General features: G+C 62.3%; 11 protein-coding genes. 3 read left to right on the top strand and 8 right to left on the bottom strand.

The features are described from left to right. Positions 1 to 61 precede the first annotated feature (61 nt). From ACZ1JW_RS00340 to ACZ1JW_RS00315, 6 genes are all read right to left on the bottom strand, one after another. A complete protein-coding gene (locus ACZ1JW_RS00340; protein WP_465141561.1) occupies positions 62 to 1,045 on the bottom strand; it encodes an MBL fold metallo-hydrolase in 984 nt (327 codons plus the stop codon). A gap of 77 nt (positions 1,046 to 1,122) precedes the next feature. After that, positions 1,123 to 1,515 carry a type II toxin-antitoxin system death-on-curing family toxin gene (locus ACZ1JW_RS00335; RefSeq protein WP_465141560.1) on the bottom strand — a complete coding sequence of 131 codons (393 nt, stop codon included), beginning with the start codon at positions 1,513 to 1,515 and terminating at the stop codon, positions 1,123 to 1,125. A 2-nt stretch (positions 1,516 to 1,517) separates the two neighbouring features. After that, entirely contained in the window at positions 1,518 to 1,745 is a 228-nt protein-coding gene (locus ACZ1JW_RS00330; protein WP_465141559.1) for an AbrB/MazE/SpoVT family DNA-binding domain-containing protein, read from the bottom strand. A 47-nt stretch (positions 1,746 to 1,792) separates the two neighbouring features. After that, positions 1,793 to 3,136: an aldehyde dehydrogenase family protein gene (locus ACZ1JW_RS00325; protein ID WP_465141558.1), complete on the bottom strand. Its 1,344-nt coding sequence runs from the start codon at positions 3,134 to 3,136 to the stop codon at positions 1,793 to 1,795. A gap of 239 nt (positions 3,137 to 3,375) precedes the next feature. Further along, on the bottom strand, positions 3,376 to 4,377 hold the full coding sequence (locus ACZ1JW_RS00320) for a hypothetical protein (RefSeq protein ID WP_465141557.1): 1,002 nt from the start codon (positions 4,375 to 4,377) through the stop codon (positions 3,376 to 3,378). Between the two features lie 91 nt (positions 4,378 to 4,468). Beyond that, complete coding sequence (locus ACZ1JW_RS00315; protein WP_465141556.1) at positions 4,469 to 5,743, bottom strand: class I SAM-dependent methyltransferase; 1,275 nt, start codon at positions 5,741 to 5,743, stop codon at positions 4,469 to 4,471. A 404-nt stretch (positions 5,744 to 6,147) separates the two neighbouring features. Here ACZ1JW_RS00315 and ACZ1JW_RS00310 point away from each other — a divergent pair, with 404 nt between their 5' ends. Continuing rightward, positions 6,148 to 8,196 carry a S46 family peptidase gene (locus tag ACZ1JW_RS00310; RefSeq protein WP_465141555.1) on the top strand — a complete coding sequence of 683 codons (2,049 nt, stop codon included), beginning with the start codon at positions 6,148 to 6,150 and terminating at the stop codon, positions 8,194 to 8,196. Positions 8,197 to 8,250: 54 nt separating this feature from the next. Here ACZ1JW_RS00310 and ACZ1JW_RS00305 read toward each other — a convergent pair whose 3' ends face one another. Continuing rightward, on the bottom strand, positions 8,251 to 8,625 hold the full coding sequence (locus tag ACZ1JW_RS00305; protein ID WP_465125395.1) for a glycine zipper 2TM domain-containing protein: 375 nt from the start codon (positions 8,623 to 8,625) through the stop codon (positions 8,251 to 8,253). A 243-nt stretch (positions 8,626 to 8,868) separates the two neighbouring features. Here ACZ1JW_RS00305 and ACZ1JW_RS00300 point away from each other — a divergent pair, with 243 nt between their 5' ends. Then, a complete protein-coding gene (locus tag ACZ1JW_RS00300; RefSeq protein WP_465141554.1) occupies positions 8,869 to 9,846 on the top strand; it encodes a hypothetical protein in 978 nt (325 codons plus the stop codon). 7 nt (positions 9,847 to 9,853) lie between these two features. On the opposite strand, the gene ACZ1JW_RS00295 is transcribed toward ACZ1JW_RS00300, so the two are convergent. Beyond that, on the bottom strand, positions 9,854 to 11,308 hold the full coding sequence (locus ACZ1JW_RS00295) for a porin (protein ID WP_465141553.1): 1,455 nt from the start codon (positions 11,306 to 11,308) through the stop codon (positions 9,854 to 9,856). 301 nt (positions 11,309 to 11,609) lie between these two features. On the opposite strand from ACZ1JW_RS00295, the gene lepA reads away from it, so the two are divergent. Next, entirely contained in the window at positions 11,610 to 13,427 is a 1,818-nt protein-coding gene (lepA, locus tag ACZ1JW_RS00290; RefSeq protein ID WP_465141552.1) for a translation elongation factor 4, read from the top strand. The last annotated feature ends 47 nt before the right edge of the window (positions 13,428 to 13,474 follow it).

The following is a 13,474-nucleotide window of genomic DNA, read 5'->3' as shown; positions in this document are numbered from 1 at the left end:
CGCGCGCCTAACAGGCGGGGGGCAGGGGTGCAAGGTTTGCCGGGATGTGTCCGACCCGCAGTCAGGGGCCGAAGTCGGGCAGCGGCTTGTCTTTGTAATACGTGGAGACCTTCTGGAGGTTCTCGTGGTGCGCCTCGCGATACGCCCACCACAGGCTTACGGTGCCCTGCTTCAGTTCGCCCGAGAGGAAGCTTTCGATAGGCTGCGTCGTGAAATCCTTGTCGTGGGCGTCTTCCGTCATCGCACGGATGTAGTGCCGGGTCATGTCGATCAGCGCGGTGGTGTAGCCACCCCTGGCAATGATCGCCGGGTCGCCGTGGTTGGGCAGGATGCCGGTCGGGCCCCAAGCCTTCATCGCGCCGAGATTGCGGTACTGGTCTGCCAGACTCTCCGGTTCGGCAATGAAGGTGAGGGTGTCCTCCAGCGTATCGCCTGCCAGCAGCAGCTTGTCCTGTGGCAGCCACGCCACGAGGCCATCGGCGGAGTGGATGTTCACCGGCCGCAGCTCCACCGTGTAGCGGCCCACGCTGACGCTGGTCGGTTCGCTGATGCCGACTTCGGGCACCTTGAACGGCGTGATCGCAGGTGGGCCTTGTAGGGTGCCGTCCTCGATCTTCGGCTTATGCGTGATCAACTGCGCGCGCGTCTTCTCCGTCGCGATAACTGTGCTGTCGGCATAGACCGCGTTGCCGCCGACATGATCGAGGTGCCAGTGGCTGTTGGCAACGATGAAGTGCTTGACCCCGCGCTTCGCCAGGTAATCGCGCACGACCTGTGCCTGCGCGACGCTGGGGTAGGTGTCATAGACCAGCGCTTCACTGCCATCGACAATGGCGTAAGTGGCCACGCCGACGAAGTTTGCCCCGTGATCTGCCCACGTGGCTTTTGCCATGTCGACGCTGCTTTCTGCGGGGCGACCATCGTAGAAGGCGATGACGTGGTCGTTGATCGGCATGACGCGGATGTCCGGCGCAGCCTGGGCCGGTGCCGTGATCGCACCCAGCGCGAGCGCGCAGGCCAGCGTCTTCAATCCGTTCGCCACCATTCCAACCGCGCACCTTCTGATCCAGCCTTGAGGCTAGGGAGCGGGAGCGCTGTCAGGAATAAGCCGAACGACGCAGGTCAGCCAGCCGCTCGGACATGCTGGCGGAACCAGTCGGCGAGTTCTTCCTCGGTCAATTCGCCAGCGGCGAGGGCGAGAAATGCGACCACCAGTTCCGCGTCGGTTGCCTCGAGGACATGTCCGTTGAGCATGAGAAAGGTTTCCGAAACGACAGCTGCCGTCCGCTTGTTGCCATCAACGAAGGGGTGATTGCGCGCGATGCCCCAGGCATAGGATGCGGCGAGTGCGGCAATGTCCGGCTCGCCATACTCCGCGAGGTTCTGCGGGCGGGCCATTGCACTTTCAAGCAAGCCGGCGTCCCTGACGCCATCCGGCCCACCGTGTTCAGCCAACTGCTCGGCGTGTGCGGCACGCGCGACGTCAGGCATCAGCCAGACCCATCTGCCCGACATGATTACTTCGCCAGTTCGCGCAAGGCTCGTTTGCGGCGGGCCATCACTTCACGCGCCGCAGCCATCTGTGCCTCGAAGTCGGGCTCCTCGGTGCGCAGTTCGATTCCGCCTGGCGTGGTCACGACTGACAGCATCTCGCCCACCGATGCGTTGAGGTGGGCGAGAAGCTCCTTGGGCAGAACAATGCCTGCCGAGTTGCCGATCTTGGTGATCTTTACGGTCGCGTTCATACACGCGTTATAACGCGTCACGCTCGCGCCCGCAAGCATCCGTAGCCTTACATATGCCGGTAGATCGCCCGCTCATGGCTGAAGCACTTGAAGCCGAAGACTCCGTGGTAGCTGCCCATGCCGCTGGTGTTCACGCCGCCGAACGGCAGGTTGTTTTCCAGATAGTGCGAGAACACGCCGTTTACCGTCACGCCGCCTGAAGAGGTGCGCGCCAGCACCTTTTCCACATTCGCTTCGTCCTTGCTGTAGACGTAGAGTGCCAGTGGCTTGTCGCGCGCTTCGATGTAGCCGATCGCCTGATCGAGGCTGTCGTAGGTCATCACCGGGATCACCGGCGCGAAGATTTCGTCCTGCAGGATGGTCATCTGCGGCGTCACGTCGGTCAGCATGGTCGGGTGGATGGTGAGGTCGTCCGCCTCGAACGTGCCGCCCACGGCCACGTTTGCGCCCTTGGCTACGGCATCGTCGAACATGGCCTTCACGCGGTCGAAGTTCGCCTTGTTGACGACCTGCGCGATGCTGTCCTTCTTGAGCGCGCCGTTATCGTCATAGAGGTTCTTTTCGACGTTGGCCTTGAAACCATCGACCAGCGCTGCCTTCTTGTCCTCCTTCACGAAGACATAGTCGGGGCTGATGCAGGCCTGTCCACCGTTGAACTGCTTGGCTGCGGCAAGCTGCGCGGCGATCTGGTCGATATCGGCGCTGTCGTCGACGATCACGGGTGACTTGCCGCCCAGTTCCAGCGTCACCGTGGTGAGGTGTTTGGCGGCCGCCGCCATCACGATCTTGCCGACGCGTGGAGAGCCGGTGAAGAAGATGTGGTGGAAGGGCAGGTCGAGCAGCGCGGTCGCCACCGAAACGTCACCTTCGAACAGGGCAACGTCCTTTTCGTCAAAAGCTTCGTTGATGATCACCGAGGCGATCTTCGCGGTCGCCGGGCACAGGTCGGTCAGCTTGACGATGCAGGTGTTGCCAGCCGCAACCGCCGCCGCAACCGGGCCGAGCGCGAGGCCGAGCGGGAAGTTCCATGGCCCGAGGATCAGGCACACGCCCCGCGCTTCATAGCGGATCTCGGCGCGGTCAGCCGGGTTCATCGAAGTCTGAACTTCCACCGGCTTCATCCACTCATCGAGATTGTCGATGTTGCGCTGGATGTTGGCAGTGACGTTCATGACCTCGGTCACGCGAATTTCACCCACCGGCTTGCGCGTGTCTTCCAGCACGGCGGCGACGATGTCGTCAGCATGGGCCTCGACAGCGGTCTTCAGGCGGGTGAGCTTCTCCTTGCGCACCTCGGCGCTTGAGGCCTTGGCTTCCCACATGTGCGCCTGCTGGAGTGCGAAGATGCGGGCGATGTCGGCGGAAAGATCGGCTGCGGTAGGAGCGGTCATGGCACGGGTATCCTGCGTAAGCTGTTTCGTTAGCTTCACTAACAAATGGCCCGAGCCGTGGCAATGTGCCTGTAGTGACGCGGGCTCGGTGAGCTTGTGCCGTTTCACCAGATGATCATGCGTTTGTGGCGGTCAAAGCTGCCAGTCGGCGGCGAGCCAGATACGGTCGGCGTTACTTCCAAAGGTGCTCGCATCATAGCGTGCATAGCGTGCCGAAACCGACCATTTGCCCAGACCGACTATGCCGATGAGATCCAACTCATGTCCGTCGCATAGAGATCGTGCAGGCCATCAGACGGTGTGATCGCGAACTTGTTGGCAAGGCCCTGAAATTTGATCAGCGCACCCGCGGGCGTCTGAAAGCTGGTGAAGGGGCGTCCGTCGTCGGCCCCCAGCTTCTCGAATCCGCCAGTGACTGAGAGTGCGCTGTGCCGCAACGTCGCCTCGCCCAGCAGGTAATGCGCGGTATAGCGGTTGGGATTGCGATGATGGTTGTTTTGGGTCGCCCAGCTTGCCGCGAAGGAGAGTGCGGTGTCGTTCGAGAATGCATGGCTGCCCGAAAGACGCAATCCGCTGCTGCGGCTGGACAGGCGGTAGCCCTGTACCGCTGCTTCGTCCTGATCGACGGAGAAGTGGAACGCGCTCACCAGCCCGAGCGGGCTCGCATAACTGACGATCGCGAACACATTGTCTCCGCTCACTGCGGTCTGGCGCGCGCCCCGGCCGTTGAAGCCGAAAACCGTCCGCTGGCTCCACGCGAACGTCATGTCCGCGCTGAGCCCTGCTGCAAGCGTTGCCTGCATGCGCACTGCGTCGAATGTTTGCTCGTTCTGACGGAAAGCGCCCGATCCGACGAAGCGCTGGTCAAGGAGTTCGATCTTCTGGCGCCCGGCGGTAAGCGATCCGCCGCGCCAGTCGTAGCGGACCTGAGCGCGGTTCAGTTCGATGTTCTCGGGATCAGCCACGATCGGATAGCCGGGGCGGGCATGCAGACCGTCAAAGTAGCGGTTGACTGGAGCGAGCGTGCCTTCGGCTTCGGCAATGACCGAAACCGGGCCGCTGCGCGCTTCGATACCGCTGCGAAGCCGGAGTGTGACGGCGTCGGATGTCCTCGGAGACGCCGCATCCTCGGCCCGTTCATAGCGCAGCCGGGCGTTGGCCAGCGGCTTCAGTTCGATTGATTGCGCCAAAGCAGGTGAGGCGAGTGCGAGCAAGGCGACGGGCGACAGAACTTGGCGCAAGACGACCCCCAAAAGCGCGAAGGTCCGTTGCTCAAGACCTTCCGTCTATTCGCCACAGACGGTCTTCCGGTCAAGTCTGCTCAAGCTCGGCTCATTCCGCGGCCTTGCGCTCCAGATGCCACTCCGGCGCATCATCAAGCGCCGCAAGCCGCGCCCATTCCTGCTGCATGTAGTCGCGCGTCATCGGCAGGGCGCTGCGGCGCTTCACGCTTTGGATGTGGAAGTTGACCATGCCGCCGTGGCGGAAGCTCTGTTCGGCTCCGGCAAGGTAGAACTGCCACATGCGGAACAACCGCTCGTCGTAAAGCGCGACGATCTCGTCACGGTGAATCGTGGCGCGGCGGTACCATTCGGCCAGCGTATAGGCGTAATGGTAGCGCAGCACCTCGATATCACCGACTTCCCAGCCGGTTTTTTCCAGTGCCGAGACCAGTTCGCTCATTGCCGGGATATAGCCCCCGGGGAAGATATACTTCCGCGTCCACTTGTCGGTTGTGCCGGGAGCACCCTTGCGACCGATGGTGTGCGTCAGCATGATCCCGTCGGGATCGAGCAGTTCGTTGGTCTTGGCAAAATACTCGCCGAAGTTGGGCGCGCCGACGTGCTCGATCATGCCGACGCTGGTGATGCGGTCGAACTGGCCCTGGACGTCGCGATAGTCGATGAGCTGGAACTTGACCTTGTCGGCCACGCCAGCGGCCTGCGCCCGCTCCTGCGCGAACTTGATCTGGTCTGGCGCAAGGCTCACGCCCAGCACTTCGCAGCCGAAATGCCGGTTGAGATAGAGCGCAAGGCCGCCCCAGCCGCAGCCGATATCCAGCACGCGCATGCCTTCGGCGCGGCCCGGTTCAAGACGCAGCTTCGAGGCGATCAGCGCTTTCTTGTCGACCTGCGCGCGCTCCAGCGTGTTTGCCGGATCGCGGAAGTAGGCCATGGTGTATTGCCGGTCCTCGTCAAGGAACAGTTCGTAGAACTGACGCGTCAGGTCGTAGTGGTGGACGACGTTCTTGGAGGCCTGCGCGCGCTGGTTGATCTGGTCGATGCGCGAGACGACCTTGCCTAGCGCCTTGCGGATCGGTCCCTTGCGGTCGATCCCGCCGGCACTGCTGGCATTGCCCATCACGAACAGCACGAAATCGCGTACGTCGTGGGGCGGCTCGATCACCATGCGACCGTCCATGTAGGCCTCGCCCGCGCCAACGCGCGGGTCCTTGGCCACATGCATCGCCGCGCCCTTGTCGGTGAAGCGGATTTTCAGCGGCGGGGCAGACGGCTCGCCATAGGCGTACTCCTTGCCGTCGTAATCGATAACGATGAGCTTCCCCTTGCGGATCAGCCTCTTGAGCATCTGGTCTAGCAGCCACATGGGCACAAGGTATGCAAAGCGGAACCTGTCGCAAGGATTAATTGGGGCAAGTCCATGTGACATTGTCACTTTCAAACCGGTTTTCCACGTGCGATGGTTAGGGTCCAAACTCAATGAGGGCACGTTCGAGGCGTCCAGATGGCGAAGGTATCGGGTGAAGCGGCCCGCTGCGAAGGCTGGTTGCCTTTGCAAGGGCCGGGTTTGCCCAAGATCGAAGCCATCTGGACGCCCCGAAGGGGTTCGACCAGAATGGCCCATCGCCGCGTCGGCAGGACTTGCAATATCGACATATTCCTGCGCCCTGCCTCCTTGCGCTGAGCCATTCTGCCTCGAACCTCGAACGCGCCCTGAGTGAATTTGGACCCTAATGCAATTGCAATTGTAACTATTCAGGACAGGGTGCCATGGTCCGATTCCGTCTCGCCGCCTCCGTTGCGCTGGTGGCGCTTGGCTTCCATTCTACGCAGGCCCTTGCCGATGAAGGCATGTGGACCTTTGACGCTTTCCCGACGGCACGGATGCAAAAGGACTATGGCTGGGCCCCGGATGCGAAGTGGCTGGCGCGGGTTCAGGCGGCGGCGGTGCGTTTGACCGGCGGCTGCTCGGCCAGCTTCGTCTCGCCAGAGGGGCTGATCTTCACCAACCACCACTGCGTGGTCGAATGCGCGCAGGACAATTCGACCGAAAAGCGCGATCTCCTCACGGACGGGTTCGTGCCCGCAAGACGGGAAGAGGAGCTGAAGTGCCCGGGACAGCAGGCTGAAGTCGTGACGGCGATCAGCGATGTGACCGCGCGAGTAAAGGCCGCGCTCGGTTCGGCGACCGGCGAGGCGCTGGTCAAGGCGCGCGATGCGGAGGTCGCCCGCATCGAGAAGGACGGCTGCAAGGATGCGAAAACGCAGCGTTGCGAGGTGGTTACGCTGTTCGGGGGAGGGCAGTACAAGCTCTATACCTACCGCAAGTACTCGGACGTCCGCCTGGCCTGGGCACCGCAATTTCAGGCCGCATTCTTCGGCGGCGACCCGGATAACTTCAACTACCCGCGCTACGCGCTCGATGCCTCATTCCTGCGCGCGTATGAGAACGGAAAGCCAATTCCAACTCCCACCCATCTCTCATGGAACTCTCGGGGGCCGAAGGTAGGCGAAGCGACTTTCGTGGTGGGCAACCCGGGAGCAACGCAGCGGCTTTTCACCACCGATCAGATCGCCTTTCAGCGCGAGGTCGGACTTCCCCTGACCACCACAATTCTATCCGAGCTGCGCGGCCGCCTGATCTCGGCGATGGAAGAGAGCCCGCAGCAGAAGCGGGAGGGCGCTGATGAGCTGTTCGGGATCGAGAACAGCCTAAAGGTCTATATCGGCCGGCAGAAGGCCTTGAATGATCCTGCTTTTCTCAAGATGCTTGAGGATACCGAGGCGGATCTCAAGGCGAAGACTCTCGGCAAGCCGGGGCTTGGCGATCCGTGGGCGGATACGGCCAAGGCGGTGCAGGCCTATCGCGACATCTACTTCCCCTGGCGATTTATCGTTCCACGCTCGACACTTATGGAACAGGCGCTGATGCTAGTGCAGGGCGCAGCGGAGCGCGAGAAGCCGAACGCCGACCGCTTGCCCGATTTTCGCGACAGCAACCTTGAGCTGACCGCAAAGACCTTGCTCGATGAAGCGCCGGTCTATCCGTGGATGGAGCAGCTCGAATTGGCGTGGAGCCTGTCGAAGGCGCGGGAGTATCTGGGGGCCGATGATGCGGATACGAGGCTGCTGCTTGGCAAGGAATCGCCCGAAGCGCTGGCCGAGCGGCTGGTTGGCGGAACCACTTTGGCCGATCCCGCTGTGCGTAAGGCATTGTGGGAGGGCGGGGCGAAGGCCATCGAGGCTTCGACCGATCCGATGATCGTCTATGCCCGCAAGATCGACGGGCGCGAACGGGAGCTGAAGAAGCTGGTGGACGAGCGTTACGCCGGGCCGCTGGCGCAGGCCGGGGCGCGGCTCGCCGATGCGCGGTTCATGGCCTATGGCGAGAACGTCTATCCCGATGCGACGTTCACCCTGCGCATCAGCTACGGCAAGGTGCATGGTTGGAAGGAACGCGGGCAGGACGTGGCGCCAGTGACGACCATCGGTGGCGCGTTCGAGCGCGCGACCGGATCAGAGCCGTTCAATCTGGCAAGCGCATTTTCCGCCAACGAAGCGAAGATCGACAAGACGATCCCGTTCGACTTCGTGACCACCAACGACATCATTGGCGGCAATTCCGGATCACCCGTCATCGACCGCGATGGCAGCGTGATCGGCGCTGCATTTGACGGCAACATCCATTCGATTGGCGGAAACTATGGCTACCAAGGCGGTGTGAACCGCACCGTCGTAGTCAGCACGGCTGCCGTGCAACACGCGCTGGAAGTGATCTATCCCGCTCCGGCGCTCGTCAGGGAACTGACCCGCAAATGAAAAAGGGCGGAGCCAACGCGGCTCCGCCCCCCAATTTCATTTGGCTGGACCCGATCAGCGACAGCGGCCGCCGCTGCGCTCGATCTCGCGGCCAAGCAGGGCACCGCCCGCAGCGCCGAGAATGGTTCCGAGCGCACGGTCTCCCCGCGTGTCGATCGCGCGGCCAAGCAGCGCGCCACCGGCCGCGCCGATGATCAGGCCGGTCGTGCCGTTGCTGCGCTTGCAGTAGTAGCGCCCGTCGCGACCGCGCCAGACCTGATCGCGGCTGGTGATGCGGCGCGGTTCGATATAGCGACCGCGGCTGTCGTAAACACGATCGTGCTTGGCGCGGTACCCATGTGCGGGCGCCCAATGCGGCGGATCAGCCAGCACCGGGGCTGCGGGAAGGGCAACAGCAGCCAGCGTGGCGGCGAGAATGGCTTTCTTCATGGGATACTCCCTGAATTTGCATGCGATTGCGCAGGTCCGAACGGGACTTGGCGTGACAACGGACAGTTTTGCGCGGCGATCCCCAACGTCAGATGAACAAGCCGACAACATGCAAGATTCGCGATGAGTGGAAGAGTGTTCGCGGCGAAATGCCGGGAACCGGCGCCAACAATCCATTTTCCTACACGAACCAATATGGTTATGTACCTCGGTCGATTGTTCCGCAAAGCAATGGAGTCATCGATGCCCAATCCCGAGATAACCTTCCCGTCACGCTATACCACGGTCAACGCTGTTGCTTATGCCAAGCCCGATGGTTCGGCCGAACTCGTCGCGCTCGACAAGCCCTTGCCGGTGACGAGTGGCGCCCTGGCATTTTCGCTGGCAGATGGCTCGCAGCAGTCGGTCAGCGCGACAGCTCCGCTTCCTGTGACGCCGAGCGCATTGCCTGCCAGCACTGCGCACATCGGCAACGTGTTCGTCGACGACGTGCCTGACGGTCTTGCCGTCCAGGGCTCGGCTGCATCCGCCACCACTGTCGTAGCCAGCTCGCTCGCCGGGTTTGGCGGCGGGACATTCCATGTGATCGCGGGGGGCAACGGTTGCACCGTCAGCTACGAGCAGTCGAACGATGGCGTGAACTGGGCGGTCCTGCCGGTGATCGCAGCCAACGGATCAACCAATTCGCCCTCCACGACTTCGACGGGTGGCGGCATCTTCGCTTTCGCCAGCAGCGCAGGCCAGGTCCGCGCGCGGGTCTCCACGTTTGGCAGTGGCTCTGTAACGATCGTGCTGGTTCTCAAGCGCCGTCCGCTCAACGTGATCGGCACCTCGCTTGCTGGCGGAAGTGCCACCATTGGCAACGTGAGCGTTACGGGAACGGTGAACACGACCGTCGGCTACACCGACAGTACCACTTCGCTGGCAGCGTCAGGCACTTTCACAGGCGCCGGTCGCGCCAGTGCGGCAACGCAGTACTGCTTTTTCAACGCAACGGCCTTTGCCGACGTGGCGGGCACGCTGTTCGTTGACCAGTCGCTCGATACCGGGGCGACCTATCAGCCGGTCGCTTCGGCCGCCGTGGCAGCGAACGGCGCGCAGCAATTGTCGGTGCGGCTGACCGGTGCGTTCGGCAGCGCCACGCTCTACCGCGTGCGCTACGTCAACGGGGCGGCGGCGCAGGGCGTTTTCCGTCTCTCGAGTGCCTTCGCCGCCCGTTGATGCGGGATCAATAGTTCCACTGCACCTGCGCGCGGATCAGGTCGCCCTTGGCTCGGCCGGTCCGCCGCTCGTCGGCTTCGTTGCGGGTGACGTTGGCATAGTTCAGCGTCACCTCCAGCTCTTTCAGCGGGAGCCATTCGACGCCGACTTCATACTCGTCGGTCTCAAGCCGCGGCGCGTTGGTCGAAGCCTTCCAGCCACCGCGATACTTCTGCCAGCGCGCGAAGGGGATGATCTGGCCGACCGGTGATTCCGGAATGCGGTACATCGCCATGACATAGCCGCCGGTGGCGCGCTTCGACTTGATCGAGGCGCTTGCAGCATCCCACTGCGGCCCGGTGCCGAAGGTCCATTCGGACTGGATGCCGAACGGGCGCGGATAGATCATGCCGTGGATGCTGACGTGGTTATCGTCGTAAGACAGCGTCGAGACACCGCCGGAACGGATCTCCGGACGGAACTGGTTGCGCATGGCGGTGAAGCCGAATTCCGCCACTTGCCCATCAAGGCCAAGCCCGTCGAGCCGGAACGGCATTGTCGCCATCGCAACTGTCATAACGCCGCCGGTGCGTTCAATGCGGTTGGTGCCCTGGCCGTTGAAAACACCGGCGGCGAATGCGCCGTAGTTGCCGAACAGCTTCTGGCCTTCGTGGTTCAGCTCGTCCCAGATTTTCTGCACCTTCGGCGGGGTGTAATAGAGCACCACGCCGATGTCGCGCTCACCCGGGACCGGAGCGTTGATCGCGTCGGTACGGTCGAGCGGAATGCGGTTGGACGAGCTTTGCAGGTTCTCCCAGCCGAACGGCACCTTCGACTGGCCAAGGCGGAGCTTGAGCGTCTTTTTCTTGTCGAGGAACACATCGGCATAGGCGTCGCGCATCTGGAAGAAGTTCTGGCGCGGTTCGGTGCCCGACTGGTTGTTGACCGCTGCGGAAAGATCTCCCTGCATGTAAAGCGAGACGCGGTTCGAAATGTCGCCCTGAACGACAAGGCGGGCACGGCGGATCGAGAAGTTGCCGGTATCGTTGATGCCGCTGTCCTGCACCGAACGCAGGCGCGAGATGCCCGCAGGGGCAGACTTGGGTCCGGAGACGACCTCGTTCACGCGCAGCTGGGTGTAGCCGCGGATCATGAGCTTTTCGTACCACGCCTTCTTCTTTTCGGCAGGCTTGGATTCGGGTGTGGCCGCGGCGAGAACGATGGGCTTTGCGGCAGGGGTTGCCGTTGCCGGGGTAGGTGACGCGGGCGAGGAAGGCGCTGCAGCAGAAGAAGGGGCCGCCGCTGCCATCTGCGGCGTGCCTTGCGCGGCCTGCATGGCCTTCACGATGGCCTTCAGCTCGTCAACCTGGCGCTGCAGGTCGGCGATTTTGGCATCCTGATCTTCCGCTGCTGACGCGATCTGCGGGACCGACAAGAAGACACTCGCCGCGAGTGCTGCCCTGAACGCCCTGTTGCCTGCCACCTTATGCCTCCGTCGCAAATGTTGCTGGGGGGCTAGGTCGGGAAAATGACGGGTTTGTGACAGTGAAATGACGTAATTCAGAGGGATAGGGGCGCGTTATTTCGCGTAAATCTCTGTATCCCCGTCATAAATTCCTGATTTCGGCAGCTTCGGCCCATTGTCAAACAACCGTCTTTTTATTGTAATGAATTGTTGCTGGCGCAGATTCGGCGGTGGAGCCTCGGGCCATCGTGACTCGCAGAGCGAGGCCTGCTAACGGCCCTGCAGTGCGCACCGCACCGCTTTCATTTCAAAGACCGACATGACCGACCTCGCGCTTATCCGCAATTTCTCCATCATCGCCCATATCGACCATGGCAAGTCCACGCTGGCGGATCGCCTGATCCAGTACACCGGCGGCCTGACCGAACGTGAAATGTCCGAGCAGGTGCTCGACAACATGGACATCGAGAAGGAGCGCGGGATCACCATCAAGGCGCAGACCGTGCGTCTCGATTACACCGGCAAGGACGGCAAGACTTATCAGCTGAACCTGATGGACACGCCGGGCCACGTCGACTTCGCCTATGAAGTCAGCCGCAGCCTCGCCGCCTGCGAAGGTGCGCTGCTGGTGGTGGACGCGGCGCAGGGCGTTGAAGCGCAGACGCTGGCCAACGTGTACCAGTCGATCGAGCATGATCACGAGATCGTTCCAGTGATCAACAAGATCGATCTGCCCGCTGCCGAACCGGAAAAGGTCAAGGCCGAGATCGAGGACGTGATCGGGCTCGATGCAAGCAATGCGGTGCTGACCAGCGCCAAGTCGGGCATCGGCATCGAGGAAGTGCTCGACGCGGTGGTAGAGCGCATTCCGCCGCCGAAGGGTGATCGCACCAAGCCGCTCAAGGCCATGCTGGTGGACTCGTGGTACGATCCGTACCTCGGCGTGGTCATTCTGGTGCGCGTGATCGATGGCGTCATCAAGAAGGGGCTGCAGGTCAAGTTCATGGCTGGCGGAACCGAGCACCTGATCGACCGCGTGGGCTGCATGCGCCCGAAGATCGAGACCTTGGACGAGCTGGGGCCTGGCGAAATCGGCTTCATCACCGCGCAGATCAAGGAAGTGGCGCAGGCGCGCGTGGGTGACACGATCACCACGGTGAAGCAGGGCGCCAGCGAGGCGCTGCCGGGCTTCAAGGAAGTCCAGCCGGTGGTGTTCTGCGGCATCTTCCCGGTCGATGCTGCAGAGTTCGAGAAGCTGCGCGAGAGCATCGCAAAGCTGCGCCTCAACGACGCTTCGTTCAGCTTCGAGATGGAATCGAGCGCGGCGCTGGGCTTCGGTTTCCGTTGCGGCTTCCTTGGATTGCTGCACCTGGAAATCATTCAGGAGCGCCTCAGCCGCGAGTATGATCTCGACCTGATTACCACTGCACCTTCAGTGGTTTACCGCATCCAGTTGCGCGCCAGCCGCACTGACAGTGCGCGCGAGATTCTGCTGCACAATCCGGCCGACTATCCCGATCCCAGCCGCATCGAGCAGATCGACGAGCCGTGGATCAAGGGCACGATCTACACGCCCGATGAATACCTCGGTTCGGTGCTGAAACTGTGCCAGGACCGGCGCGGCATCCAGACCGGGCTGACCTATGTTGGCGGGCGCGCGCAGGTGACCTACGAGCTGCCGCTCAACGAAGTGGTGTTCGATTTTTATGACCGCCTGAAGTCGATCAGCCGTGGCTATGCCTCGTTCGATTACGAGCAGATCGGTCTGCGCGAGGGCGATCTCGTCAAGATGAGCATTCTCGTCAACAACGAGCCGGTCGATGCGCTTTCGATGATCGTGCACCGCAGCGCTGCCGAAGCGCGCGGGCGGCATATGTGCGAGCGGCTCAAAGACCTGATCCCGCGCCATCTGTTCAAGATTCCGATTCAGGCGGCCATCGGCGGCAAGGTCGTGGCGCGCGAGACGATTGCGGCGATGCGCAAGGACGTGACTGCCAAGTGCTATGGCGGCGACATCACCCGCAAGAAGAAGCTTCTGGAAAAGCAGAAGAAGGGCAAGGCCCGCATGCGCGAGTACGGCAATGTCTCGATCCCGCAGGAAGCCTTCATTGCGGCATTGCGGATGGGCGAGGAATAGGCCTCGGTCTCAAGTCTGGAATCAAAAGGCCCGCCGGATCGCTTCCG

The sequence above is a fragment of the Novosphingobium sp. BL-A-28-Hi1-0D genome, assembly GCF_055521755.1.
The sequence above is the reverse complement of the archived record's forward strand: the minus strand, read 5'-3'. Positions and strand labels throughout refer to the sequence as shown.

Excerpts from the sequence above, each read along its gene's own strand:
- ACZ1JW_RS00330 (WP_465141559.1), bottom strand. The coding sequence starts at position 1,745 with ATGAACGCGACCGTAAAGATCACCAAGATCGGCAACTCGGCAGGCATT.
- ACZ1JW_RS00335 (WP_465141560.1), bottom strand. The coding sequence starts at position 1,515 with ATGTCGGGCAGATGGGTCTGGCTGATGCCTGACGTCGCGCGTGCCGCA.
- ACZ1JW_RS00315 (WP_465141556.1), bottom strand. The coding sequence starts at position 5,743 with ATGTGGCTGCTAGACCAGATGCTCAAGAGGCTGATCCGCAAGGGGAAG.
- lepA (WP_465141552.1), top strand. The coding sequence starts at position 11,610 with ATGACCGACCTCGCGCTTATCCGCAATTTCTCCATCATCGCCCATATC.
- ACZ1JW_RS00310 (WP_465141555.1), top strand. The coding sequence starts at position 6,148 with ATGGTCCGATTCCGTCTCGCCGCCTCCGTTGCGCTGGTGGCGCTTGGC.
- ACZ1JW_RS00340 (WP_465141561.1), bottom strand. The coding sequence starts at position 1,045 with ATGGTGGCGAACGGATTGAAGACGCTGGCCTGCGCGCTCGCGCTGGGT.
- ACZ1JW_RS00325 (WP_465141558.1), bottom strand. The coding sequence starts at position 3,136 with ATGACCGCTCCTACCGCAGCCGATCTTTCCGCCGACATCGCCCGCATC.
- ACZ1JW_RS00305 (WP_465125395.1), bottom strand. The coding sequence starts at position 8,625 with ATGAAGAAAGCCATTCTCGCCGCCACGCTGGCTGCTGTTGCCCTTCCC.
- ACZ1JW_RS00300 (WP_465141554.1), top strand. The coding sequence starts at position 8,869 with ATGCCCAATCCCGAGATAACCTTCCCGTCACGCTATACCACGGTCAAC.